Origin of the sequence: Pseudoxanthomonas sp. Root630 (genome assembly GCF_001427585.1) — a bacterium.
GTDB lineage: Bacteria > Pseudomonadota > Gammaproteobacteria > Xanthomonadales > Xanthomonadaceae > Pseudoxanthomonas_A.
Window position 1 is genome coordinate 86,295 of record NZ_LMGY01000012.1, and the last position, 24,102, is coordinate 110,396.

The window sequence follows — 24,102 nt, forward strand, 5'->3', positions numbered from 1 at the left end:
TGTCAAGCCGGGCCGGTGGGCGGGGGGGCGGTTCCGTGAACCGGGTCGCGCCCCGGGCCGGGGCTCAGCGGCCCATCGAGGCCAGCGCCGCGAAGCCCACCGCCAGCAGGATGAAGGCGCCGACGAGCAGCACACCGAAGAGGATGAGCACCACCAGGGCGACCGTTCCCAGTTCGTCGCGCTGGCGTTCCGGCTGCGAGGTGAAGGCCCATTTGTCGACCACCAGGGTGTCGCAGATCAGGTCGTGCAGGCCCTGCTTGCGGCTGGTGAAGGCGGCCATGATCAGGCCGATGGCCAGCAGCAGGCCACTGAGCAGGTAGGCCCAGTAGCGCCCGAATCCGCGCAGGAAGCTGATCCGTTCGCCATCGGTCCGGACCACCTTGATGCCGATCGCCAGCTTGCCCGGCGTGGCCGTCAAGCCTGCCGTGGAGTGGAACCAGGCGAAGGCGATCGCAGTGAGCAGGTAGGAGGTGATCGTCTTGCCCGGGTTGAGTACATCGCCCGTCCCGGCCAGGCTGGCGGCGAACGAACTGCCGAACCCCATCAGGCCGCCGACGATGGCCGCCACGATCCCTACCGGGATGCCGATCGCGAACGCGTCGATGATGTTCGCCGCCACGCGCTTCCAGAATCCGGCGTAGACCACGTGGCCCTCGTGTACGGGCGTGCCGGCGTAGCCCCCCAGGTCGGCGCGCGGCGCCGCGTATGGCGACGATGCGGAGGCACCGCTGTCCATCGACGGCGCGGCAGGACGCGCGGCCAGGGCCGCAGCCGCGACGGCCTCGGACTGGCTGGCATGAGGGGGCGTGTGCTGGGTGTAGGCGGGTTCGCTGGCGGTGAACACCGCGCGACCGGTGAGCGGGCGCTCCTCGGGAGCTTCGGTTTCGATCGCCATCGGTGCCGGCGGGGGCGCCGTCGCGGCCGGCGTACTGACGGGTGCCGGGTCCGCGATCCCGAGCTCCGCCGCGATATCGCCCAGCGGCGTCCACTGGGACATGCCTTCGCGCCAGGCCAGCGATGCGCGTGTCAGCGCGCCGGAGCGATAGAGGTTGGCGATGGCCTCGGCGGGGACGGGGCCTTGGCGCTGGTGGTGCGGATCGACGTAGTACCACTGGGTCATGGGGCAAGCCTGCGGGCCGTGCCCGCAACAGGATGGAGGGGAGGGGAAAGGCGCGTCGGGCGGCTCAGGAGGGCAGGTTGCCCAGCAGCACGGCGCCCATGACGGCGTAAACGGCGATGACACCCGCGATCATCAGCGCCGCCAGGACGAGGATCACGATGGTCACCGTGCCCAGTTCGTCGCGCTGGCGCTCCGGATGCGCGGTGAAGGCCCATTTGTCGACCACCAGCGTGTCGCAGATCATGTCGTGCAGCGCCTGCTTGCGCTCGGTGAACGCCACCATCAATGCAGAGATCAGCACGCCCAGGCCGCAGGTGAGTGCGCTGAACAGCACGTAGGCCAGCGAGCGCAGGAAGTTGCGCCAGAATCCGGCGCGGTCGCCGCGGGTACGCACGACCTTGATGCCGACCGCCAGCTTGCCCAGGCTCGCCTGCATCGACGAAGACTGCATCCAGCCGAAGTAGACGCACGGTGCGAGGATCAGGATCGGGTACATCGCAAAAATGGTGGCCATGCCAGCGCCGGTCGCCAACGGATTGTCGCCGCCGGCCCCTATGACGCCAGCCCCGACCAGCATCAGCGGGATGATCAGCGCGTAGCTGATGGCCGTGGTGACGAAGTTGTCGATGAAGGCAGCAGCGAAGCGCTTCCACAGGCCCGCTTGAACGACGTGCCCTCCGATGACGAGCGCGTGCGCCGACGTCAGCTCCGCCGTGGGCGGTGCGTAGGGTACGTGTGCCTGGCCTGGTGCTTCCTCAATGGCGGGCTCAACGCGCGGCAGCGCATCGACCGGGACATCCAGTTCGGAGGCGAGGCTGCCGAACGGCTTCCAATCGTCCAGGCCATCGCGCCACACCAGCGATTCGGTGGTGAGGCGGCCATTCCGCGCGTGCGCGGCGAGTTCTTCGGCCGTGAACGGCCCCTGCCGCTGCCCGCCGGCGTCGGCGTAGTACCAGTGCGTCATTCCATGGTTCCCCGATCAAGCGCGCGGCCCGCGTCGCCGCGCTGACGGTGTCAGCCTCGGCAGTCCAACGGCAGCCACTTGTCGTCGACTTCGGACGAGCAGTGCCACTCGGTGTGGTCGCTCCCCAGGTCCCACCACAGTTTGCGGCCGTCGATGTTGGTGTTGCCGGTGTTGCCGAACTCCAGTTCGAACCCGCAGGTGCCGTCATCGAACGCACCGATGGTGGCGCGGGTGACATAGGTACTTGCGTAGCTTTCTGGTGTGCCGAACGCGCCTTCCCCATTGCTGGGGCATCGCCCTTCGGAATCCAGGAAAGCTTTCACTTCGCCGCGCAGCTCGAAGTTGTCGGTGACGGCTTGAGTCACCTTGGTGCGCAACGTGTAGTCCTGGTAGGCGGGAAGCGCGATCGCGGCGAGGATGCCGCCAATGCCGAGGCAGGGCACCACCATCACCGCCGCGACGATCAGCGCGATCTTGCCGCCCGACATGCCCTGTTTGGACGCAGGCGGCGCAGGCGCCGGGCGCGGAGCGGCAGGGCGCGTCGGCGTGACGGCCGGCGGTACCGGTGGCGGTGCCGCGACGTTTTCAGGGGCCGGATGCAGGCCGAGCTCGTCGGCGAAATCCCGCAACGGAAGCCATTGCGGCAGGCCTTCGCGCCAGACCAGGCTGTCCAGCGCGATGCGGCCGTAGCGGTAGTGTGTCCCCAGTTCCTCCGCCGTCACCGGACCGTGCTGTTCACGGTTCCGGTCGGCGTAATACCAACCCGACATGCTTCCCCCAGAAGCGGTATCGACGTCTCAGTGTACCGGTTCGGGCTCGTCGGCAAACATCTGCGTTTCCATCCACGCGTATGCGGCTTCCGAGCCGGGCTGGTTGAACAGCACCATCAGCACGACCCACTTCAGGTCGTCCAGGTCCAGTTCGTCCTGGTCCAATGCCATCGCGCGGTCGAGCACCAGCTCGCGCTGGTCCGCATCGAGCACGCCGTGCTGCTCCAGGAAGAGCAGGAAGCCGCGGCACTCGACGTCCAGCTTCTCGAGCTCCGGGCCATGGAATACACGGGTGGGGCCGCCCACGCGCGGGGCCACCGCACTCGGGCGCTGGTCGGCGAGTGCGTCGAGCCAGTCGAAGGCCTTGCTGATCTCGGTGGGGCTGAAGCCGGCCTGGATCAGGCCGTTCTGGAGAGAGTCGCGGTCGCGGACAGGGTCCGCGTCTTCGGTGAAGTAGTGTTCGAACAGGTACAGCAGTACGTCCAGGATGCTCTCTTTCATTGCCCCTCGGCCTGCGTCGTCGACGCTGTGGAGGTGAAGAAACCGGTCTTTCTCTGGTATCGGCCGTGTTCCGCCGTTACTAAGCCATCCAGTTCCATGACCAGCAGCATGGAGGACAGTTCCGCGGCCGTCAATCCGGTTCGTGAGACGAGCTGATCCATACCTGTAGGGTCGTGGGCCAGTGCGTCCCACAAGGTCTGGTAGTCGGGCGCGAGTTTGCCCGGGACGCCGAGGCCGTCGGCCGGGGGTCCCCATTCAGTTTCACCCAGGCGTTCACGCAGCGCATTGGCGAGGTCGGCGGCCAGCGGTGCCAGCGCACCGATCACGTCCTCCGCGCACTCGACCAGGGCGGCGCCGTCGCGGATCAGGCGATGGCAGCCGCGAGCCATGGGATTGTGGATGGAACCGGGAACGGCAAAGACCTCCCGGCCGGCGTCGGCCGCCTGGCGTGCCGTGATCAGGGCGCCAGAGCGCTCAGCGGCCTCCACGACCAGCGTGCCCAGCGTCAGCCCGGCCAGGATCCGGTTGCGGGCCGGGAAATGGCTGCGCAGCGCAGGCGTGCCGGGCGCGTGCTCGCTGACCAGCGCGCCGCGCTCGGCGATGCGGTCGCGCAGGCTGGCATGGTGCGGCGGATAGGCCACGTCCGTGCCGGTGCCGACCACCGCGATGGTGGCGCCCCCGTTGGTCGCGAGCGTGGCCTCATGCGCGGCGGCATCGATGCCTCTTGCCATGCCGCTGGCGACGACGATGCCGGTCGAGGCCAGGGCGCGTGCGAACCGCTGCGCGTTGTCGCGCCCTCCAGGGGTCGGTGAACGGCTGCCGACGATGGCCACGGCGGGCCGCCAGAGCAAGCCGGGATCGCCTTCGATGAAGAGGGCGAGCGGCGGACTGGGGCCGCGTCGCAGGGGAGCGGGATAGTCGGCGTCGTGCCAGCCGATCAGGTGATGCCGGGGGACCTGGAGCCAGGCGCGCACGCCGACCAGGGCGCTGTCGTCGCGGTTTCGAAGGGCGTCGGCTTGCGGCGTGGCCAGGCCGGCTTCGCGCCACGCAGCGGGGCCGGCGGCGAGCGCGGCGGAAGGCGTGCCATGCGCCTCCAGCAGGCGGCGACGGGGCATCAGGGGGCCACCGGCCAGGACGAGCCGGGCCAGCGCGATCGTGTCTTCGTTGGGCATCCCGCGAGCGTAGGCAGGAAACGACGACGGCGCCCTCGGGCGCCGTCGCAGTGGTGCGTAGGAGTTGCCTGACGCGGATCAGTAGGTCGCGTCGGGGTGCTTCAGCTCGTAACCCACGCGGGTCGCTTCCACGCCTTCCATGACCAGCGCGTAGCTGACCTTGTCGAAGGTGCGGAACACCATCGCATGGCTGGCGTACTCGTCGGGAAGGCTGACGCGGCCTGCACCGGATTTCGGCGACTCGCTGACGCGGGAGGACTCCGGGTGCGACATCCGGTTGGCGGTGTGGCTGCCATTCCGCCAGACGGAGAACACAGTGCCGTTGTCCACGCCGTCCAGGCGGCCACCGGAGATGGCGATGACGTCGCGCGGGCCACCCGAGGTCAGCGCATCGGCCACGGCGAGCACGCGCAGCTTGCCGGCCGGATCGGTCGCCGGCGGATGCGGGAAGAAGTGCAGGTCGTAGGGCTGCGCGTCCACCGGGATCAGGCGATCGCCGACGCGGACTTCCATGCCGCCGATGTCGACCAGCAGCGTGCTGACTTCCGTGCCCGGCACGACGCCGCGGGTGAAGGTGGCCAGGTTGATCTTGGCCAGTTCGTAGCCCAGGAACTCGCCCTTACCGGTCTGCTCGATGACTTCCTTCCACATGTCGACTTCGCCGCGGATGGTCTTGCCGCGGAAGTCGAGGTCCTGCGCGCGCGGATTGTCGGTGAAGCGGGCGGTCGGGCGGACGACGGCGAAGCGCTGGCCGGGCTGCGCACCGTCCAGGCCACGCACGTAGATGTTGTGGCCCCCGGAGGCGCGCAGGCGATCTTCGTCCAGGCCGGCGACATGCGGCAGCTGTTCGAAGCTGTCCACGACCCGGCGATCCTTCAGGAACGGCTCGATGTCGGACAGGGGAATCGCGTTCAGCGGTGCCTCCTGGCGCGGACCCGGCTGCACCGCCACGCGGTCCAGGTACGCCAGGCTGATGACGTCGCCCGGGTAGATCAGGTGCGGGTTCTGGATCTGCGGGTTGGCCTGCCAGATCTCCGGCCACAGCCACGGCTTCTTCAGGAAGCGGGCCGAAATGTCCCACAGGGTGTCACCCCGCTTGACCACGTAAGTGTCGGGATGGCTCCCCGCCATCTCGGCCGCGGTCGCGTAGGTGCCGACGGTCAGCACCGCAACGGCGAGAACCGTACGAAAATATTTAAACATGGCGGTATCTACCTGATTCCCCGACAGGTGGTCAGCACTATAGTCCAGAAAACCCGGCGCAACGCAAGCGCCCTTGTTAGAATTCGTGAGGCCTTGCCGGATTCCGCAGGCGCCCCCATCTCGAGACGTACCATGGCACTGCTCCCCATCCTCGAATTCCCCGATCCGCGCCTGCGCACGAAGGCGGCACCGGTCGACGCCGGAAACGTGACGACGCCCGGATTCCAGCGCCTGCTCGACGACATGTTCGAGACCATGTACGACGCGCCCGGCATCGGCCTGGCTGCCAGCCAGGTGGATGTGCACCAGCGCTTCATGGTCATTGACGTCAGCGAAGAGAAGAACCAGCCGCAGGTCTTCATCAATCCTGAGCTGAGCGAACAGGCCGGCGAACAGGTCTACCAGGAGGGCTGCCTGTCGGTCCCCGGCATCTTCGCCGATGTCACACGAGCCGACGAGATCACGGTGCGCTTCCTCGACCGCCAGGGGCAGCCGCAGGAACTGCGCGCCGATGGCTTGCTCGCGGTGTGCATCCAGCATGAGATGGACCACCTGGACGGCAAGCTGTTCGTGGACTACCTCTCGCCGCTCAAGCGCGAGATGGTGCGCAAGAAGCTCGCCAAGCAGCGCAAGCACGTCGCCTGACGCGACCGCGGGGACGGGGGCGCGGGCCCACCCCACCTGTCCCGCCATCCCTTTTCCGGAACCCGCCCCATGAGAATCGTCTTCGCCGGCACGCCGGCGTTCGCCGTGCCCAGCCTGCGCGCCGCGCATGCCCACCATGAAGTGGTGGCCGTCTATACCCAGCCGGATCGCCCCGCGGGCCGCGGGCGCGGCCTCACGCCGTCGCCGGTGAAGCTGGAGGCGATCCAGCGCGGCATCCCGGTGCTGCAGCCGCTGTCGTTGAAGAAGAAGTCCACCCAGGACGCACTGCGCGAGCTGCAGCCCGACGTCATGATCGTGGTGGCCTACGGTCTGATCCTGCCGCAGGCGGTGCTCGACATTCCGCAATACGGCTGCTGGAACGTGCATGCCTCGCTGCTGCCCCGCTGGCGCGGCGCCGCGCCGATCCAGCGCGCGATCGAAGCCGGCGACGCCGAGACCGGCGTCTGCCTGATGCAGATGGAAGCGGGCCTGGATACCGGGCCGGTGCTGCTGGCGCAGAGCCTGGAGATCGGTGCCGACGAGACCGGCGGCCAACTGCACGACCGTTTGGCCGACCTCGGCGCCCAGGTGCTGCGCGACGCGCTGGGCCTGCTCCGGGCGGGCGTGCGCCTGCCGCCGCACCTGCAGCCGGAGGAAGGCGTGGCGTACGCGCACAAGCTCGACAAGGCCGAAGCGAAACTCGACTGGGCGCAGCCAGCCGAGGTCCTGGCGCGCAAGGTGCGCGCCTTCACGCCATGGCCGGTCGCCGAAGCGCAGCTGGCGGGCGAGCGCTTGCGCATCCACGGTGCCGTGGCCCTGGACGACGCGCACGAGGCAGCGCCAGGCACCCTGCTGGGCGCGAGTCGGCACGGGCTGGACGTTGCCTGCGGGCGTGGCGTCCTGCGCCTGCGGGTGGTCCAGCGCGAAGGCGGCAAAGCGATCACTGCAGCCGACTACCTCAACGCGCGGCGCGATCTGGTGACGCCGTGAGCGGGCAGGCCGGCGTCGCGGTCCGGGTGCTGGCCACCCGCGTGGTCGATGCGGTGATGCATCGCGGCCGCTCGCTCAAGGCCGAGTTGGCCAACACCCTGCCCAGGATCGACGACGCACGCGACCGCGCGCTGCTGGAAGCCATCTGCTTCGCCGTGCTGCGTTCGCGCGCGCGCAGCGATGCGGCGCTGGGCCAGTGGATGCCCAGGCCGCTCGGTCCCCGCGACAACGAACTCAAGGCCTTGCTGCACGTCGGCTTCGCGCAGTTGGTCGTTCTCGGGTTGCCTGCGCATGCCGCCGTATCGGCGACAGTGGAGGCCGTGCGCGTGCTGGGGCGAGCGCATCAAGACAAGTTGGTGAACGCGCTGCTGCGCCGGGCCCAGCGGGAGGGTCTGCCCGCATCTGCCGCAGACGCTGCGTGGCCCGCGTGGCTGCGCCAGCAGGTGAGGGCGGACTGGCCGGCCGAGGCCGATGGGATATTCGCCGAAAGCCAGCATGAAGCCCCCCTGTGGGTGCGGGTCAACCGGCAGCACGGTGGCCGTGAAGCCTACCTGCAGCGCCTCACGGAGGCGGGCATTCCGGCCGAGGCGCCCGTTGGCGTGCCGGATGCGTTGCTGCTGCGTGCGCCGGTGCCGGCGACGACGCTGCCGGGATTCGCGCAAGGAGATGTCTCCGTGCAGGACGGCGCTGCGCAATGCGTCGCCGACCTGCTGGACGCGTTGCCCGCGGGCGCACGGGTGTTGGACATGTGTGCCGCGCCGGGCGGCAAGGCCGCGCACCTGCTCGAACGTGATCCGACACGTCGCGTCGTGGCGCTGGACGTGGACGGGCGCCGACTGCAGCGCGTGCAGGAAACCCTCGATCGCGTGGGCGTGCAGGCGCAGCTGAAGGCGGCCGATGCCGCCGATCTGCCCGCCTGGTGGGATGGCGAGCCGTTCGATGCGGTCGTGCTCGATGCGCCCTGTTCCGCGACGGGCATCGTGCGCCGCCAGCCCGACGTGCTGCTGCATCGACGGGCGGAAGACCTGGATGCCCTGACCCGGCTGCAGGCGCGACTACTCGATGCCGCGTGGCGCGTCCTGCGCCCGGGTGGCCGGTTGGTCTACACCACCTGTTCCGTGCTGCGCGACGAAAACGCACGGCAGGTGGATGCGTTCCGTGCGCGCCATCGCGACGCCGAGGTCGATCCCCTCGATGACGCGTGGGGACGCGAGGATGCCGGCGGTCGGCAACGGCTGCCCGGTGAGCGCGACATGGACGGATTTTTCTACGCGGTCATCAGGAAAGCGTGAGCCGGGTTGCAGGATGCGACACCTTGTCACGCGCGTGTGACGTGATGCGACGTGCAAGATGCGTGTATCGGCGATACTGGCGCCCGATGCAGTGTCGCCATCGTTTCACCTCACCTTGACGTCAGGTTGGGGCGGGAGGCGCAGACTCGGGTCACTCCCCAGGTGAAACGGTCGCTGCATCGTTGGACGCCCCGTCGCACTACGTAGAAATCGAGGTCATGCAGGTCAGGAGCCATCGTCGACAGGATGTCGCGCGCGCACTCGCGTGGCTGGCGGGATTCAGCGCCACCGCCTTGCTGGTCGTGCCCAAGGGTCTGTCCGTCTTCGCCGTATTGATGCTGCTTGCGACGCTGGTCGCATTTCCCGATGCGTGGCGTGCGGATCGGGAGCGGATCCCGCGGACCGTGTTCGGCCTTGCGTGTGCTGCGCTGGCGGTGCTGGTGGTCGCGGCGGTGTCGATGTGGGTCAGCGGCGCGGGCATCTCCGCGCTCGACAATCCTTCCCGATGCCTGTTGCTTCCCTGGTGCGCGTGGTTGGCATGGGTGACGCGCGTGCGCCTGTCCTGCCTGTGGTACGGCGCGCTGGCGGGCCTGCTGCTCGCTTTCCTGTTGTCGATCGTGGAGTCGTGGTCGGGCGTGCCGCGCGCGGGCGGCGAAGCCAACCCCATCGTGTTCGCGAACGCGGTGCTGGTCCTGTTGGTGGTCGCCTTGTTCGCCCGCCCCGCGCGTACGGGTTTCGCGATGCAGTTGTTGCTCGCCATCGTGGTGGCGTTGGCCGTCGTCGCGATCACCCTGAGCGGGAGCCGGGGCGTGCTGCCCGGGGTGGGGCTGGTCCTGTTGATGCTCTTCGTCGGTGGCGCGCCCCAGCACCGCTGGCGGCGGCTGGCGATGGTGGCCGGCATGCTCGCGGCCCTGTTCGTGGCGCTGTGGACGGTGCCCTGGCTGTCCTCGCAATTCCGGCTGGACCAGGTCCATGCCGACGTGTCCGGCTTTGCGAGCGATCAGGTGGACCAGCCGATCAGCGCCCGCATGGGCTTGCTTTCGGTGGCGTGGGAGTCCTTCCGCGCTGCTCCGCTGCAGGGTGTGGGAGTGGCCGGCTTCGCACAGCGCGTCGATGCCAGCCGCTATTGCCAGGGGGGCGCTCGTCACTTCTGTGGCCTGGAGCACGCGCACAACGATCTTGCGCAATGGGGCGCCACGATGGGGGTTGCCGGCATCGTGGCCTTACTCGTGCTGTACGGCGTGCCGCTGGCCATCGCGACGTGGCAGGTGCGGCGGCTGAAGCCGGATATCCCGGCCGGCGCCGGCTGGACGGCCAGCATGCTGGTGGCGGTTTACCTGATTTCCGGACTGACGCAGTCGATGTTCTCGCATGCGCTGAGTACGAGTGCCTACGTTGTCATGGTCGGCTTCCTGCTGGGGCTGGCGCAGACCCCTGTGCTCCCGGCGAACGCTCCCCGGGCGGAGTAGTCCAGGTTTCGCTTCACATTTCTAAACGCCGCTGGAATGCATTGAGAGACCGGGCTTTCTCTCACATTCGAGTCATCAAGCGATTCCTACACTCTGCGCTCCCCCCAGCAGTTCCCCCCTATGCCCCACGTCAACCTGATCGGTTGGGACAACGGTGTCGGCTTGAGCCGTGATTTGCGCCTGATCGAGCAGGCGTTGCGCGAGGCAGGATTCCAGGTCGCCATCCAGCCCGCACGAGGCCGGGGCAAGCTGCGGAAGTGGCTGGGTCCCTGGGTGCAGCGCGCGGCCATCGCGGGACGTCGCCTGGCCCGGCGAAAGCGGTTCGACCTGAACCTGATGCTCGAGCACATCTCGCCGGAGTTCCTTGCGGCGGCCGAACGCAACGCCTTCATCCCGAACCCGGAATGGTGCCTGCCGCGCGACGTGCGCCGCCTGCCGAAGGTGGACCGCGTGCTGACCAAGACCTCGCATGCCACCGGCATCTTCCATCGGCATGGCTGCGAGGTCGCCCCGGTCGGCTTCACCAGTACCGACCGGCACCTGGCCGGCGTGGCGCGTCGCCGCACTTTCCTGCACCTGGCCGGACGCAGCAGCGCCAAGCGCACGCGATTGGTGCTCGAAACCTGGTCGCGTCATCCCGAGTGGCCCGTGCTGACGGTCGTGCAGCATCCGCGCATGGCCGACTACCGGCCGCTGGCCGCCAACATCGTTCATCGCGTCGACTATCTGGACGACGCCGAGCTGCGTGAGATCCAGAACGCCAACCTGTTCCACCTGTGCCCGTCCGAGACCGAAGGTTTCGGCCACTACATCGTCGAGGCGCTGAGCGCCGGTGCGATCGTGCTGACCACCGACGCCGAGCCGATGAACGAACTGGTGACCGCCGAGCGCGGGGTGCTGATCCCGTTCTCGCAGACGGGCCGGCAGCAGTTGGCCACCCGCTATCTGGTGGAAGCCGAGGCGCTGGAGTGCGCCGTGGAGGCTGCGCTGCTGCTGGACCCGGCGCAGATCCAGGCCAAGCAGGCCGCGGCGCGCGATTTCTTCCAGCAGAACGACAAGGCCTTCCGCGAACGCCTGGCCGAGGCCGTCGCCGCGATGATCGGCGCGGCGTCCACCGTGCCGAACCCGTCCACGGTCATCGACAAGGCTTACCTGCCGCTGCCTGCGGCCCAGGCGTAGTTCCCGCCGTCTTCGCCACCCGCCGCCTGGGCGTGGGGCGCCTGCGGGTAGAATCCCCCGCATGCCCCTCCTGCCCGTCTCCCTCGTCGTCATCACCCACAACGAGGCGTCGAACATCGCCCGTTGCCTGGACAGCGCGCCCTTCGTCGCCGACAAGCTGATCGTCGACAGCGGCAGCACCGACGACACGATCGCCATCGCCCAGGCGCATGGGGCGCGGGTGGTGCACCAGGCATGGATGGGCTTCGGTCCGCAGCGGAACTTCGCCAGCACACACGCTGCCCACGACTGGATCCTGGTGCTGGATGCGGACGAATTCCTGTCGCCCGACCTGGCCGCCGACCTCCAGCGAGACCTGCCCGGGCTGATGGCGTCGGGCAAGGCCGGCGCCTGGCTGCGCCGGCGGACCTGGCTGATGGGCGCGCCGATGCGCTGGTACCGGCCGATGGTCGGCGAGCGGATGGCGCGGTTCTACCATCGCGGACGCGCGCGCTGGACCGATGCGCGCGTGCACGAATCCCTGCGCTTCGACGGCGAGGCGGCCGAATTCAAGGCGCCGTTCAACCATGCCGACAATCCCAGCCTGGCGCACAAGCAGCTGAAGGTCCTGCGCTACAGCGAGCTCAAGGCGCTCGACTGGCGCGACAAGCGGCGCCCGGTGCGGATGTGGCTGACGCCGCTGGTCTACCTGTCGGCCTTCTTCAAGGACTACGTGCTGCGCCTGGCGTGCCTGGATGGCTGGCGCGGCTTCATCATCGCGCAGACGGCGGCCAGCTACGCCGTCTACAAGCGCATGCGCTATTACGAAATGCAGCGGAACCCGGCTTCGATCGACGCCGCGCACGCCAAGCTCGCCCAACACGGACTCGAACACTGATGGCCAAGCACTACCTCCTGTACGGCTCGGAGCGTTACGCCCTGGCGATCCTGCGCCCGGTGCAGGACGCCATCCGCGCGCGCGGCGGCGAGGCCGCCTGGTTCTTCGACGGACCGGGCGCCGAGGACCTGCATCCCGACGAGAAGCTGCTGACGACGACCGAGGACGTCCGTCGCTGGAACGCGATCGCCGTGATCACCGGCAGCAACGCCGTGCCGCACTTCTTTCCCGGGGTGAAGGTGGAAACCTTCCACGGCTTCGATGCCGGCAAGCCGCGCCACATCTACATCCGCGGTTTCTTCGATCTCTACTGCACCACCGGCCCGCGCGACACCGCCCAGTTCAAGGCGATCGCCGACAAGGTCGGGCACTTCAGCGTGGTCGAGACGGGCTGGCCGAAGATCGATCCCTTCATGCAGGAGATCGCCGGTGGCATACCGCCGGTACGCCAGCCGCCGGTCATTCTCTACCACTCGACGTTTTCGCCGTCGTGGAGCGCCGCGGAAACGTTGTACGAGGACGTGAAGCGGCTTTCGCGCACCGGCGAATGGAAGTGGATCGTCACGTTCCACCCCAAGATGGATCCGGCGACCGTGGCGAAGTACCGCGCGCTCGAGAACGAGCACCTGCGCTTCGCCGACGACGACAACATCCTCGCGCTGTTCCCGCAGGTGGACATGATGTGCTCGGACACGTCGTCCGCGCTCAACGAGTTCCTGCTGACCCACAAGCCGGTGGTGACGTTCAAGAACCGCCGTCCCGGTCCGCAGCTGATCGACATCGACGATCCGTCGCAGTTCGAACCGGCGATCCGCCGCGCCCTGTCGCGACCGCCCGGGCTGATGGAGGCGATCGTGGCGTACGCCGACAGCATCCATCCCTATCGCGACGGTCGTTCCAGTGAGCGCGTACTGGACGCCATCGATGCCTTCATCGCCGCCGGCGCACGCAACCCGAAGCCGAAACCGATGAACCTGTGGCGGAAGCTCAAGATCCGCAAGCGCATCGGTTACTGGGGCCCGGCCTGAGCATCACGGGCACGTCTCCCTGAGCGCGCCGCACGCCGCCGGACCTCACCAGCGGAGGCGGCGGCGGGATAGCGCGCTGGAGAGGCGCTCGAAGGTGGCGCGTGCCTCGGCTTCGGGCACGAAGCGCAGGGCCAGCGGGGCGGCGATGCCGCTCGCGCCGGCGGTGTCCAGCCACAGCGAGGCCGTGCCGCAGGCGTGATCCAGCGGCGAGCGCGACAGGCGCAGCGCCTGCAGCTTGTCGATCTCGGCGAAGCGCCAGTAGCGCGACCACCAGCCGCCGCGGACCGCAACGAGATGCTCGTCCAGCGACCAGCCCATCCGGGACGACTGCCGGTGCGCGGCGTAGGCGGCGACAGGAAGCCAGGCGAGTGCGCACCAGGCCCACGGCCCCAGGTGCCAGGCGGCCATGGCGGTGACAGGCAGCAGCCAGGCCACGGTCGGCAGCAACAAACGCCAGCGCGCGGACGCGGCGACAGGCTGCCAGTCCTCGCGCGGCCACGCTCCCTGCGCGAGCAGGTGGCCCAGCAGGGCATCGCAGGCCTCGGGCGTGGCGATCGGCGCGAGGTCCTTCAGTGCACGCTGGTCCTGTTGGCCGGCCTTCTCCGCCACCGCGGTATCGATGCGCAGCGAACGACGCCCGAACCAGCGATGCAGCACGCCTTCCTGCAGCGTCCATGCCTGGATGCGCCGACGCGCCACGCTGGTGCGCAGGCGCGCGAGCAGGCCGCGCTCCACCATCAGCCGGCGCGCATCTTCGCTGAGCCGGAAACCATGGAACTGCAGCAGCGCCAGCACCACCGACAGCGCGCGGACCAGGCCAAGGGCGAGCAGCACGAGCGCCGCGACGCCGGCTGCGCCCGCCAGCCATCCCAGGTGCAGTTGTTCGGCATAACCGAAGGCCTGCTTAGCGCCCTGGCGGAAGAACTGCTCGATCATGCGCTCCGGCAGGATCTGCCAGGCGGCACCGAAGGCCGCCGCCACCACGATCATGCCGCGGTTGGAAATCAGGCCCAGCCGGATCACTTCTGCGGTCGACAACGACAGCAGGGTCGCATCGGCTTCCTGTGTTTCGGCGTCGGGCGATGCCGCATGCCCGGGTGCGGAACCCCGGACCTGATGGCGCACCAAGTCCTCCAGCGCGAGTGCGTCGCGCAGGCCGAGCACGCGCATCTGCGCTTCCGGCTTCTGCCCGCCGGCGGATTCCAGCCGCACCTCCGCGACACCGAACACCCGGTGCAGCAGCGACTGGTGCACGACGACATTGTGGATGCGCGAGAACGGGATCTCGCGCCGCGAGCGGTGCAGCAGGCCTTCACGCACGGTCAGGCCATCACGGCCGATCACGTAGCGGTAGGTGAAGTACTGCAGGATCGCCAGCGTCACCAGCACGACGATACCGATGAAGGGCGCCAGTGAGATCCACAGGTCGCCGTCGCCCTTGCGCGCGCCGAACACGAGCAGCGCCGCCAGCGGAAGGATGAACTGCTTGAGTTGTTGCAACAGCACGAACAGCCATGACCACGGATGCAGGCGGCGTTCGGGCGAAGGGGTGTCCAGGGAGACGTCGTCCATCACAGCGCGTCGTCGTGGTCCAACTGGGTCGCCAGGCGCTCGCGCAGGCGCTCGGCGTCGTCGACGTCCAGCCCTGAAATCGAGACCGCCGCCATGCGCGTGCCCGCGGTGTGCACGACCAGTGTGGACAGGCGCGCGCTGCGTTCCAGCGGGCCGCGCTTGAGGTCCAGGTGCTGCACGCGCGAGATCGGCACGTGCGTCTCGCTCTGCCACCAGTTGCCACGGCGCACCGCCAGGCCCTGGTCGTCCAGGCGCCAGCGGGTGCGGCGATGGCGCTTCACCGCGACCCAGGCGCCCAACAGGGCACCCACGCCCGCGGCCAGCGGTACCGCCACCCAGGGCGAGACCAGGTCGCTGGCGCGCGAGATGAAGAAGGCGGGGAAGCCCAGCGGAAACAGCAGCGCGGCGCCGCCCAGTGCGGCCAGCCAGGCGCCGCGCGACGGCAGGGCCTGCCAGGAAGACGGCGTCGGCGACGCGGCGGTGTCGTGGTCGGTCTGCATCAATGCCTGCTCGCTCTCATTTCATCGATGGCGCGGTAGTCCACCACGTAGTCGTGCCCGCTGCGGTACTTGCCCAGGCGCGCTTTCATCCGCTTCTGGATCGGGCCGCGGGCGTCCTTGGAGACGTCCGCGTCGGCGGTCATCTTCTCGATCGCAAGCGTCTGGAACTGCACGGCCCGGGTGAAGTCGCCGCTGGCCGCCAACGCGGCGGCCACGGTGTCCAGTTCGTGCCAGCCGAGTTCGTCCTTGCGCTGGATCATGAACTGCGCCAACTCCAGTGCGCGGCCCGCTTCGCGCTGGCCGGGCACCGGGCAGGTGGCGAGGATCCACACGCGCTCGTTGCGCGCCTGCTTCGCGCCGGCCTCTTCCGCGCGCGCGGCCCACTCCTCTGCCTGCTGGCAATCGCGCGCCATGCCGGCCAGGCCATCGTGGTGGTATTGGGCCATGGCCAGCAGGGCCTGCGGTTCCACGCCCTGCGCGGCGGCACGCTTGACGTGGGGCAGTGCGCGCTGCATGGCGTCGTCGGAATACTTGCCTTCTTCAGTGATCGCCACCGAAGCGAGCCAGGCGGCCTGCCCGTGGCCGCCCTCGCTGGCCTTTTCCAGCCACGTCAGGCCCTCGGCGGTGTTCTTCGGCACGAACTGCGCCATGCCGCCGCCGTATTGCAGCGCGCCGATGACGAACTGGGCGAAGCCATCGCCGGCTTCGGCCTTGCTGCGCACGGCGCGCAGGCGCCACCGGAGCGGTGCGGCGTAGTCGGGCCAGGCTTCGTTGAGGCGCGTGCGCATGGCGGCATCGTCCAGCGGTGTGCGGTCCAGCAGGGCCAGGCTGGGCGCCTCGTCTTCCAGCATGTTGGCCAGTGCGAGCTCCATGCTGCGGACATCGCCGAGCGCCGATTGCTTGAAGGCCTGGTCCATGAACGCCGACACGTCCGGCATCATCGATTCGTACCGGTAGCGCCACTGCCCGTCCTCGCGCACCAGGACGGGACCGAACTGGAACTGGCTCTCCGTCGGCGGCGCGACTTCGCCCACGGCCAGGTCGTCGATCACGGTGACGTTGGACAGCGAGAGGATCGGCCGCTCGTCGTTGCCTTCGTCCACGCCGGACCAGCCCTCGACCATGCACAGCCGCGCCACCGCGCGGTTGTCCATCGCCTTCAGTGCGGCGGGTTGTTGGGTGGCGCGCAACAGGTACACCACGATGCGGTCGCCGCTGGGAAGCCGGCGCAACTGGTCCGGCGAAGCGTAGAGCGCCATGTCGCGCAGGAATCCGAAATGGACGAGGCTCGAGGCGGCGAGCAGATCGACGCTTTCGGCCTTCTCCTGGCTGCTCAACGCGGCGTAGCGGTCCCATGCCCGCGAGACCTCGTTCATCGCGGCCGGGTCCTGCGCGGCCAGCGCGGGAACCACGAGCCATCCCGCCAACCATCCTGTCAGCCACTTACGCATGCGCATCGCATCCCCCGTCGTGTTGTCCCCTTCAGCGGTAGGGATTGTCCTCGCCGCTGCCCTCCGGCCGCAGGGTATAGCGTTTGTACGTCCACTGGTACTGCGCGGGATCGCGTCGCGCGATGCGCTCGACCTTCTGGTTGAGCACCGTCACCGCCGCGACCGGATCCGCGTCCGCGATGCCGGTGGGCGCCGGTTCCACATGCAGCGCGAAGTCGGGCCCGGGCCCGATCCGCTCGCACCAGGCGAACAGCACGGTCGCGCCGGTGCGTTCGGCCAGCCGCGAGACCAGCGTCATCGTCAGCGCCTGCGTACCGAAGAACGGAGCGAATTCGCCGTCGCCGGCCTTGGGCTGCTGGTCGGGCAGGATGCCGACCGCGCCGCCGTCCTTCAGCACCTTCCAGAGCTGTCGCACGGCCGCACCTTCCGCGCGTACCTGGCGGATGTTGTCCGCGCCCCGCACCCGTAGCAGGAAGGCGTCGCCGATGGCCGATTCGGGGGGCCGGTAGACGATCGCGATGGGGCCGCGCGAGGCCAGCCACTGGTTGAGCAGTTCCCAGTTGCCGAAATGCGGGGCTGCCACGATCACGCCCTTGCCACTGGCCAATGCCGCGTCGTACAGCGCTTCGCCGTGGCGCTCGCGCAGCAGCGCCAGATTCTCGGCGGGAGGGCGGGTCCAGAAGCGCAGCGTTTCCAGCGCCTGTCGGGACGTGGTGCGCAGGATCGCTTCGTGCAACGCCTCGCGTTGGCCGGGCAGCAGGTCCGGGAAAGCGATCTCCAGGTTGCGGCGCGCCACCCGGCTCTCGCGGGCGTCGGAGCGGCGCCAGGCCCAGGCCATCGCATCGCCCAGGGCGCGCAACCAGGACCACGGCAGGCGGCCGACCAGGGCGGCGGCGTGATAAGCGAGAGAAGCGAGCGTGGCCGGTTTCATCCGGGGAGTGTAGCCAACCGGGACGACGCGCCCGTGGCAGGGGGTGGGCCGGTGCTGCGGCTATCCTGTCGCTCCCTTCTGCGGAGCCCGCCCATGCTGTCCCTGATCCAGCGCGTCACCTCGGCCGCGGTTACCGTGGACGGGGAGGTGGTCGGCGCCATCGATGGCGGCCTGCTCGCGCTGGTGGGCATGGAGCCGGGCGACGGAGAGGCGCAGATCGCCCGCATGGCCGAGCGCCTGCTTGGCTACCGTGTGTTCGGCGACGAGGCAGGTCGGATGAACCGGTCCCTGACGGATACCGGGGGCGGCCTGCTGCTGGTCAGCCAGTTCACCCTGGCGGCGGACACCCGCTCGGGCATGCGCCCCAGCTTCACCACGGCCGCGCCGCCGGATGAGGCTGAACGGGGCTTCAACCGGTTTGTCGCGACCTGCAGGGAAAAGCACGCCGGGAGGGTGGAAACCGGCCGCTTCGGCGCCCATATGGTGGTCAGCCTCGTCAATGACGGGCCGGTGACCTTCCTGCTGCGGCCATGACGTTCTCCCCTTGTCGATGGCCGGGGTTCAGGAGCCCAACCCGGTCCGGGCTGGTATAATACGGGGTTCTCCCTTCCTTCTTCCCGGTGGCGCAACCTCCATGGCCAACGAACGTCCTGCGCAGCAGTCCGACATCAAGCTCTTGATCAGCAAGGGCCTGGAGCAGGGCTATCTGACTTACGCCGAAGTCAACGATCACCTTCCCGACGACCTGGTCGATCCGGAACAGATCGAAGACATCATCGGCATGATCAACGGCATGGGCATCGACGTCCATGAAGTCGCCCCCGATGCCGAAACCCTGCTGCTGGCCGATGGCAACACCGGCAACCGCGAAGTCGACGAGACCGCCGCGGAAGAAGCCGCGGCCGCACTGACCTCGCTGGACACCGAAGGTGGTCGCACCACCGACCCGGTGCGCATGTACATGCGCGAGATGGGCACCGTCGAGCTGCTGACCCGCGAGGGCGAAATCGCCATCGCCAAGCGCATCGAGGAAGGCCTGGCCCAGGTGCAGGCGTCGCTGGGCAACTTCCCGTGGTCCGTCGAACTGCTGCTGGAAGACTACGAACTGCACAAGGCAGGCAAGAAGCGCCTGGCCGAAGTGGTCGTCGGCTTCAACGACGTCGAAGAGCCCGTCGAGAACAGCGTGCCGGCGGCCGAAGAAGCTGCCGACGCCAGCGAGGAAGAGGACGACGAGGAAAGTGGCGACGACGTGGCCGAAGAGGCCGCGCCGACCGGTCCCGATCCGGAAGAGGTCGCGCGCCGCATGCAGGTGCTGGCCGACGGCTACGCCAAGTTCAAGAAGTCGTACGCCAAGAACGGTCCGGACAACAAGGCCGTCGCCAAGCTGCGCAGCGAGCTCGCCGAGACCTTCGTCACCCTGAAGCTGCCGCTGCCGCTGACCGACACGCTGGTCAGGAAGCTGCGCGAAGTGATGGCCCAGATCAAGGACCACGAGCGCCGCGTGCTGCACCTGTGCGCGAACGTCGCCAAGATGCCGCGCAAGGAATTCCTGCGCGCCTGGGAAGGCAACCAGACCAACCTGGGCTGGGTGGACGAAGTCCTGAAGCGCAAGCAGAAGTGGTCTTCGGGCCTGCGCGACGTCAAGGACCAGATCGTCTCCGAGCAGGAAGCGACCATCGCGGTCGAGCAGGCGATGCACCTGACCCTGGCCGACATCAAGGAAATCAGCCGTGCGATGGCCTATGGCGAAGCCAAGGCGCGCAAGGCGAAGAAGGAGATGGTCGAGGCCAACCTCCGCCTGGTGATCTCCATCGCCAAGAAGTACACCAACCGTGGCCTGCAGTTCCTCGACCTGATCCAGGAAGGCAACATCGGTTTGATGAAGGCGGTCGACAAGTTCGAGTACCGTCGCGGTTACAAGTTCTCGACGTATGCCACCTGGTGGATCCGTCAGGCGATCACCCGCTCGATCGCCGACCAGGCGCGCACCATCCGCATCCCGGTGCACATGATCGAGACGATCAACAAGCTCAACCGCATTTCCCGCCAGATGCTCCAGCAGTACGGCCGCGAGGCCACGCCGGAAGAACTGGCGAAAGAAATGGACATGCCCGAGGACAAGATCCGCAAGGTGATGAAGATCGCGAAGGAACCGATCTCCATGGAAACCCCGATCGGCGACGACGAGGATTCCCACCTGGGCGATTTCATCGAGGACACCAACGTGGAGTCCCCGATCGAGAACACCACCAACATCAACCTGCAGGAAACCGTCCGCGATGTGCTGGCCGGCCTGACCCCGCGGGAGGCCAAGGTGCTGCGCATGCGCTTCGGCATCGACATGAACACCGATCACACGCTGGAAGAAGTCGGCAAGCAGTTCGACGTCACCCGCGAGCGCATCCGCCAGATCGAGGCCAAGGCGCTGCGCAAGCTGCGTCACCCCTCGCGCTCGGAACAGCTGCGCAGCTTCCTCGACATCGACTGACGCAACGCGCGGTGATGCACCATCCAGGCGCGGCCCTTCGGGGTCGCGCTTTTTTTTGGTGCAATGTCGGCGGCGCGCGCATCGCCGCCTTGTCATGACCGTCACATCACGCTCTCTACACTGACGCCATCACCACGGTCAGAGAACCGCGTGCAACGACGAGACGCACTCAAGAGCGCGCTCGCCATCGCACTGCTGGGCGGCGTGCCCCGCGTGCTGGCGCAGGCAACGACAACCGCGAATGCGGCCGCACCTTCGACACGCTTCACGGTGGAAACGGTTCCAGACTTGGCCCGCGCGCTGGCCCGGCAACCGTACCGCGCGCCGGACGAAACGCTGCCCGCGGCGCTGGATACCGGATACGACGCCTACCGCGACCTGCGCTTCGATCCGCAACAGGCAATCTGGCGCAAGGAAGGCCTGCCGTTCCAGGTGCAGATGTTCCATCGCGGCTTCCTGTTCAAGCAGCGTGTCGAGCTGTATCGCGTGGAAGGCGATAGCGCGACACCGATCGCCTACACGACCGAGCTGTTTTCGTTTCCGCCGGGTACGAAGCCCGAACTCGGCAGCGACCTGGGCTTCGCCGGCTTCCGCGTGCACACGCCGCTCAACGCGCCGGACGTCTACGACGAACTGATCGCCTTCCTCGGTGCGAGCTATTTCCGTGCGCTGGGCAAGGGGCACGCGTATGGCTTGTCTGCACGCGGCCTGGCATTGGGCAGTGGCGATGCAGGCGCGGAGGAGTTCCCGATCTTCCGCGCGTTCTGGATCGAGCAGCCGGCGCCCGGCGCCGATCATCTGGTTGTGCACGCGCTGCTCGACAGCGCGAGCGTGGCCGGCGCGTTCCGCTTCGACATGAAGCCCGGCGTCGAGACCGTGATCGACGTGCAATCGCGGCTGTATCCGCGCGTCGACCTGGGCCGTGCCGGCATCGCGCCGCTGACCAGCATGTTCGAGTTCGATGCCGGCGACCGCGTGGGCACCGACGACTACCGGCCGGCCGTACACGACTCGGACGGGCTGGCGATCTTCAACGGCCATGGCGACCAGATCTGGCGGCCGCTGAGCAACCCGCCGCGCGTGCAGAGCAGTGCCTTCATGGACACGCACCCGCGCGGCTTCGGGTTGATGCAGCGCAAGCGCGGCTTCGGCGACTACGCCGACATCGAAGCGCGCTACCACCAGCGCCCCAGCCTGTGGATCGAGCCGCGTGGTCGCTGGGGCAAGGGTGCGGTGACGCTGGTCGAAATCCCGACCGGCGACGAATACCACGACAACATCGTGGCGTTCTGGCGTCCGGAGAAATCCTTGCGCGCGGGTCGCGAGCATCGCTTCGACTACCGCATGCACTGGTGCGATACGCATGCGTGGCAATCGGCACTCGCCGTGGTCAGCGACACCCGCATCGGTGCGGCGCCGGACCCTACGCGCCGGCTGGTCGTGATCGACCTGGAGGGAGGTCGCCTGGCGTCGATGCCGCGCGACGCGAAGCTGACGCCGGACGTCTGGGCGACGCGCGGCGAGGTAAGCGGCGCCGTCGTGTATCCGAATCCGGAAACGCAGGGCTGGCGCCTGAGCTTCGAGTTCCGCCCGAACACCGACAGCGCCGACGGGCGCGATGTCGAACTGCATGCGCGCGTGTTGGAGGGGCACGCGCCGCTGTCCGAAACCTGGCTGTACCGCTGGAGCACTTGATCATGACCGACACCCCCTCCGACGTCTCGGCACGGAACGCCTGGCTGCCGCCCGAAGCGCCGCTCGACATGCCCGTGCAGGACCTGTCCGTCGGGCGCCTGGCGTCGCGCACGTTGCCGACATCGCCGACGGACATCCCTTGGCGGCGGGCGGTGGTGATCGGTGGTGCGCTGCTGCTGACCCTCCTGGCGACCTACCAGGTGTGGTGGGTGCTGCGCGGCGGCGGGATCGACATGCTGGAAGGCGTGGTGCTGGTGCTGTTCGTGGCGCTCTTCGCGTGGATCGCGCTGTCGTTCTCCAGTGCGCTGGCGGGGTTCGTGCAGCTGGTCTCGCGTCGTGCGATGCCCCTGGGCATCGATGTGCGGGCGCCGCTTCCTGTCGTCGCGGCACGTACCGCGCTGCTGCTGCCGACGTACAACGAGGATCCGCACCGCTTGCTTGCCGGGTTGCAGGCGATGCACGAATCGCTGGCAGAGACAGGCCAACTCGATCGCTTCGACTTCTTCGTGCTCAGCGACACCACCAAGCCCGAGATCGCGCAGGAAGAGGTGGGCGCCTTCGCCCAGTTGAAGTTCCGTCTCGGCGCCACGGCACGCGTGTACTACCGGCGCCGCGACAAGAACACCGAGCGCAAGGCCGGCAACATCGCCGAGTGGGTGCGCCGGTTCGGCGCGGCCTACCCGCACATGCTGATCCTGGACGCGGACAGCCTGATGACCGGCGATACGCTGGTACGGCTGTCCTCGGCGATGGAGAAGCATCCGCGGCTCGCGCTGGTGCAGACGCTGCCGATGATCGTCAATGGACGCACCTTCTTCGCGCGCATGCAGCAGTTCGCGGGGCGCGTCTATGGTCCGGTCGTCGCGCAGGGCGTGGCGTGGTGGCATGGTGCGGATGGCAACTACTGGGGCCACAACGCGCTGATCCGCACCACCGCCTTCGCCGCGCATGCGGGGTTGCCGCACCTGGGTGGCGGCAAGCCGTTCTCTGGTGCGGTGCTGAGCCATGACTTCGTCGAAGCCGCGCTGCTGCGCCGTGGCGGCTGGGCGGTGCACATGGTGCCTGGACTGTCCGGCAGCTACGAGGAGGGTCCGCCTTCGCTGACCGACATGCTGGTGCGCGACCGCCGCTGGTGCCAGGGCAACCTGCAGCACGGCGCGGTGCTGCCTGCACGCGGCCTGCATTGGCTCAGCCGCATGCACTTGCTGGTGGGCATCGGCCACTATTTCACGGCGCCGATGTGGGCGATGCTGATGCTGGCAGGACTGGCGATACCGCTGCAGCAGGCAGGCTTCTCGTTCGACCAGCCGCACCTGGATGGCTTCACGCCCGCGCTGTACTGGCGCGGCGGCGATCCCGAGCGCTTCCTGTGGGTGTTCTACTTCACGATGGCGGTGCTGCTGGCGCCCAAGGTCATGGGCTGCGTGGCCACGCTGCTGCAACCCGAACTGCGCCGGCAATGCGGCGGCGCGATCCGCATCATGGGCAGCGCCGTGTTGGAGACGGCACTGGCCGCGCTGATGGCCCCCGTCACCATGTACGTGCAATCGCGCGGCGTGGCCGAGGTGCTCGCGGGCCGTGATTCGGGCTGGGAGACGCAGCGCCGCGACGACGGCAGTGTCCCGCTGGGCAGCCTTGTGCGTCGCTACGCAGGATTGACCGTGTTCGGTGTGCTGAGCGGCGTGCTTGCCTATCTCGTATCGCCCGCGCTCGCCGCGTGGATGGCGCCGGTGGTGCTGGGCATGGTGTTGTCGGTGCCGATCAACGTCCTGACCGCGTCCCCGGCAGTGGGGCAGTTCCTGCGTGCGCGCGGATGGCTGCGCATCCCCGAGGAAGCGCACCCGCCACGCGTGCTGGCGCGCGCGCTGCAGCTGCGGGGTACGTCCCCCGGCGCCGCAACCGACCTGGCCCCGTCCGGTACAATCCCGGCCCAGCGGGCCTATAGCTCAATGGTTAGAGCAGAGGACTCATAATCCTTTGGTTCCAGGTTCGAGTCCTGGTGGGCCCACCAGATGCGTCATGTGGTGGCTGGTTGATACCGAGCGCATAAGTTGAACCGTTGTTTCAACTTGGGATGACAAGAATGGCAATCGTTGCAACGACTTGCCTTCATGGAAGCCAAACTGGACGCCGTCGCGCACCGGCTCAACGAATGGTCACGCGTCGCTTGGTTACGAAACACCGACAGAACGATATCGACAACCTGTTGCGTCGATTGGATGAATCCAAGGTCAAGAGCGGACACTTTGAGATGC

The 24,102-nt window shown here is 68.3% G+C and carries 21 protein-coding genes and 1 tRNA gene; 12 read left to right on the forward strand and 10 right to left on the reverse strand.

Annotation, left to right across the window (positions count from 1 at the left end; translation table 11 throughout):
• Nucleotides 1–64 precede the first annotated feature (64 nt).
• From ASD72_RS06610 to ASD72_RS06635, 6 genes are all read right to left on the reverse strand, one after another.
• Nucleotides 65–1,120, reverse strand: coding sequence for an RDD family protein (locus ASD72_RS06610; RefSeq protein WP_056879149.1), 1,056 nt, complete (start codon nt 1,118–1,120; stop codon nt 65–67).
• Nucleotides 1,121–1,184: 64 nt separating this feature from the next.
• A complete protein-coding gene (locus ASD72_RS06615) occupies nt 1,185–2,084 on the reverse strand; it encodes an RDD family protein (protein WP_056879150.1) in 900 nt (299 codons plus the stop codon).
• 50 nt (nt 2,085–2,134) lie between these two features.
• The gene (locus tag ASD72_RS06620; protein WP_056879151.1) at nt 2,135–2,854 is read right to left on the reverse strand and encodes a GYF domain-containing protein; all 720 of its coding nucleotides are present in this window, start codon (nt 2,852–2,854) and stop codon (nt 2,135–2,137) included.
• A 27-nt stretch (nt 2,855–2,881) separates the two neighbouring features.
• Nucleotides 2,882–3,355 (reverse strand): DUF494 family protein, encoded by a 474-nt coding sequence (locus tag ASD72_RS06625; RefSeq protein ID WP_056879152.1) that lies wholly within the window; start codon nt 3,353–3,355, stop codon nt 2,882–2,884.
• Nucleotides 3,352–4,527 carry a DNA-processing protein DprA gene (gene dprA / locus ASD72_RS06630; RefSeq protein WP_056879153.1) on the reverse strand — a complete coding sequence of 392 codons (1,176 nt, stop codon included), beginning with the start codon at nt 4,525–4,527 and terminating at the stop codon, nt 3,352–3,354. The genes ASD72_RS06625 and dprA overlap by 4 nt, the downstream gene beginning before the upstream one ends.
• Nucleotides 4,528–4,605: 78 nt before the next feature.
• Nucleotides 4,606–5,730 (reverse strand): LysM domain-containing protein, encoded by a 1,125-nt coding sequence (locus ASD72_RS06635; RefSeq protein WP_056879154.1) that lies wholly within the window; start codon nt 5,728–5,730, stop codon nt 4,606–4,608.
• Nucleotides 5,731–5,862: 132 nt separating this feature from the next.
• Here ASD72_RS06635 and def point away from each other — a divergent pair, with 132 nt between their 5' ends.
• From def to ASD72_RS06670, 7 genes are all read left to right on the forward strand, one after another.
• Entirely contained in the window at nt 5,863–6,375 is a 513-nt protein-coding gene (def, locus tag ASD72_RS06640; RefSeq protein WP_056879155.1) for a peptide deformylase, read from the forward strand.
• A 69-nt stretch (nt 6,376–6,444) separates the two neighbouring features.
• Nucleotides 6,445–7,365 carry a methionyl-tRNA formyltransferase gene (gene fmt, locus ASD72_RS21455; protein ID WP_056879156.1) on the forward strand — a complete coding sequence of 307 codons (921 nt, stop codon included), beginning with the start codon at nt 6,445–6,447 and terminating at the stop codon, nt 7,363–7,365.
• On the forward strand, nt 7,362–8,657 hold the full coding sequence (rsmB, locus tag ASD72_RS06650; protein WP_056879157.1) for a 16S rRNA (cytosine(967)-C(5))-methyltransferase RsmB: 1,296 nt from the start codon (nt 7,362–7,364) through the stop codon (nt 8,655–8,657). The genes fmt and rsmB overlap by 4 nt, the downstream gene beginning before the upstream one ends.
• A gap of 218 nt (nt 8,658–8,875) precedes the next feature.
• Nucleotides 8,876–10,126 carry an O-antigen ligase family protein gene (locus tag ASD72_RS06655; protein ID WP_155944513.1) on the forward strand — a complete coding sequence of 417 codons (1,251 nt, stop codon included), beginning with the start codon at nt 8,876–8,878 and terminating at the stop codon, nt 10,124–10,126.
• A gap of 120 nt (nt 10,127–10,246) precedes the next feature.
• On the forward strand, nt 10,247–11,305 hold the full coding sequence (locus tag ASD72_RS06660) for a glycosyltransferase (protein ID WP_056879159.1): 1,059 nt from the start codon (nt 10,247–10,249) through the stop codon (nt 11,303–11,305).
• 61 nt (nt 11,306–11,366) lie between these two features.
• Nucleotides 11,367–12,182 (forward strand): glycosyltransferase family 2 protein, encoded by an 816-nt coding sequence (locus tag ASD72_RS06665; protein WP_056879160.1) that lies wholly within the window; start codon nt 11,367–11,369, stop codon nt 12,180–12,182.
• Nucleotides 12,182–13,210, forward strand: a complete 1,029-nt coding sequence (locus ASD72_RS06670; RefSeq protein ID WP_056879161.1) for a CDP-glycerol glycerophosphotransferase family protein — start codon at nt 12,182–12,184, stop codon at nt 13,208–13,210. Before ASD72_RS06665 ends, ASD72_RS06670 begins: the two co-directional genes overlap by 1 nt.
• A gap of 45 nt (nt 13,211–13,255) precedes the next feature.
• Here the strand turns inward: ASD72_RS06670 and ASD72_RS06675 are convergent, their stop codons facing one another.
• From ASD72_RS06675 to ASD72_RS06690, 4 genes are read right to left on the reverse strand one after another with little or no spacing between them, the layout of a single operon-like run.
• The gene (locus tag ASD72_RS06675) at nt 13,256–14,782 is read right to left on the reverse strand and encodes a PH domain-containing protein (RefSeq protein ID WP_056879162.1); all 1,527 of its coding nucleotides are present in this window, start codon (nt 14,780–14,782) and stop codon (nt 13,256–13,258) included.
• Complete coding sequence (locus ASD72_RS06680) at nt 14,782–15,282, reverse strand: PH domain-containing protein (protein WP_056879163.1); 501 nt, start codon at nt 15,280–15,282, stop codon at nt 14,782–14,784. The genes ASD72_RS06675 and ASD72_RS06680 overlap by 1 nt, the downstream gene beginning before the upstream one ends.
• On the reverse strand, nt 15,282–16,733 hold the full coding sequence (locus ASD72_RS06685; protein ID WP_162250350.1) for an SEL1-like repeat protein: 1,452 nt from the start codon (nt 16,731–16,733) through the stop codon (nt 15,282–15,284). Before ASD72_RS06685 ends, ASD72_RS06680 begins: the two co-directional genes overlap by 1 nt.
• Before the next feature lie 31 nt (nt 16,734–16,764).
• A complete protein-coding gene (locus ASD72_RS06690) occupies nt 16,765–17,664 on the reverse strand; it encodes a lauroyl acyltransferase (RefSeq protein WP_056879165.1) in 900 nt (299 codons plus the stop codon).
• Between the two features lie 93 nt (nt 17,665–17,757).
• Between ASD72_RS06690 and dtd the strand changes: the two genes are divergently transcribed.
• From dtd to ASD72_RS06715, 5 genes are all read left to right on the forward strand, one after another.
• Nucleotides 17,758–18,198 (forward strand): D-aminoacyl-tRNA deacylase, encoded by a 441-nt coding sequence (dtd, locus tag ASD72_RS06695; RefSeq protein WP_056879166.1) that lies wholly within the window; start codon nt 17,758–17,760, stop codon nt 18,196–18,198.
• 100 nt (nt 18,199–18,298) lie between these two features.
• On the forward strand, nt 18,299–20,152 hold the full coding sequence (rpoD, locus tag ASD72_RS06700; protein ID WP_056879167.1) for an RNA polymerase sigma factor RpoD: 1,854 nt from the start codon (nt 18,299–18,301) through the stop codon (nt 20,150–20,152).
• 150 nt (nt 20,153–20,302) lie between these two features.
• Entirely contained in the window at nt 20,303–21,847 is a 1,545-nt protein-coding gene (locus ASD72_RS06705) for a glucan biosynthesis protein G (RefSeq protein WP_056879168.1), read from the forward strand.
• 2 nt (nt 21,848–21,849) lie between these two features.
• Nucleotides 21,850–23,820 carry a glucans biosynthesis glucosyltransferase MdoH gene (gene mdoH, locus ASD72_RS06710; protein WP_081420263.1) on the forward strand — a complete coding sequence of 657 codons (1,971 nt, stop codon included), beginning with the start codon at nt 21,850–21,852 and terminating at the stop codon, nt 23,818–23,820.
• Nucleotides 23,783–23,858, forward strand: a tRNA-Ile gene (locus ASD72_RS06715). Before mdoH ends, ASD72_RS06715 begins: the two co-directional genes overlap by 38 nt.
• Nucleotides 23,859–24,102: the final 244 nt, after the last annotated feature.

Excerpts from the sequence above, each read along its gene's own strand:
- ASD72_RS06610 (WP_056879149.1), bottom strand. The coding sequence starts at position 1,120 with ATGACCCAGTGGTACTACGTCGATCCGCACCACCAGCGCCAAGGCCCC.
- ASD72_RS06615 (WP_056879150.1), bottom strand. The coding sequence starts at position 2,084 with ATGACGCACTGGTACTACGCCGACGCCGGCGGGCAGCGGCAGGGGCCG.
- ASD72_RS06620 (WP_056879151.1), bottom strand. The coding sequence starts at position 2,854 with ATGTCGGGTTGGTATTACGCCGACCGGAACCGTGAACAGCACGGTCCG.
- ASD72_RS06625 (WP_056879152.1), bottom strand. The coding sequence starts at position 3,355 with ATGAAAGAGAGCATCCTGGACGTACTGCTGTACCTGTTCGAACACTAC.
- dprA (WP_056879153.1), bottom strand. The coding sequence starts at position 4,527 with ATGCCCAACGAAGACACGATCGCGCTGGCCCGGCTCGTCCTGGCCGGT.
- ASD72_RS06635 (WP_056879154.1), bottom strand. The coding sequence starts at position 5,730 with ATGTTTAAATATTTTCGTACGGTTCTCGCCGTTGCGGTGCTGACCGTC.
- def (WP_056879155.1), top strand. The coding sequence starts at position 5,863 with ATGGCACTGCTCCCCATCCTCGAATTCCCCGATCCGCGCCTGCGCACG.
- fmt (WP_056879156.1), top strand. The coding sequence starts at position 6,445 with ATGAGAATCGTCTTCGCCGGCACGCCGGCGTTCGCCGTGCCCAGCCTG.
- ASD72_RS06655 (WP_155944513.1), top strand. The coding sequence starts at position 8,876 with ATGCAGGTCAGGAGCCATCGTCGACAGGATGTCGCGCGCGCACTCGCG.
- ASD72_RS06660 (WP_056879159.1), top strand. The coding sequence starts at position 10,247 with ATGCCCCACGTCAACCTGATCGGTTGGGACAACGGTGTCGGCTTGAGC.
- ASD72_RS06665 (WP_056879160.1), top strand. The coding sequence starts at position 11,367 with ATGCCCCTCCTGCCCGTCTCCCTCGTCGTCATCACCCACAACGAGGCG.
- ASD72_RS06670 (WP_056879161.1), top strand. The coding sequence starts at position 12,182 with ATGGCCAAGCACTACCTCCTGTACGGCTCGGAGCGTTACGCCCTGGCG.
- ASD72_RS06675 (WP_056879162.1), bottom strand. The coding sequence starts at position 14,782 with ATGGACGACGTCTCCCTGGACACCCCTTCGCCCGAACGCCGCCTGCAT.
- ASD72_RS06680 (WP_056879163.1), bottom strand. The coding sequence starts at position 15,282 with ATGCAGACCGACCACGACACCGCCGCGTCGCCGACGCCGTCTTCCTGG.
- ASD72_RS06685 (WP_162250350.1), bottom strand. The coding sequence starts at position 16,733 with ATGCGTAAGTGGCTGACAGGATGGTTGGCGGGATGGCTCGTGGTTCCC.
- ASD72_RS06690 (WP_056879165.1), bottom strand. The coding sequence starts at position 17,664 with ATGAAACCGGCCACGCTCGCTTCTCTCGCTTATCACGCCGCCGCCCTG.
- dtd (WP_056879166.1), top strand. The coding sequence starts at position 17,758 with ATGCTGTCCCTGATCCAGCGCGTCACCTCGGCCGCGGTTACCGTGGAC.
- rpoD (WP_056879167.1), top strand. The coding sequence starts at position 18,299 with ATGGCCAACGAACGTCCTGCGCAGCAGTCCGACATCAAGCTCTTGATC.
- mdoH (WP_081420263.1), top strand. The coding sequence starts at position 21,850 with ATGACCGACACCCCCTCCGACGTCTCGGCACGGAACGCCTGGCTGCCG.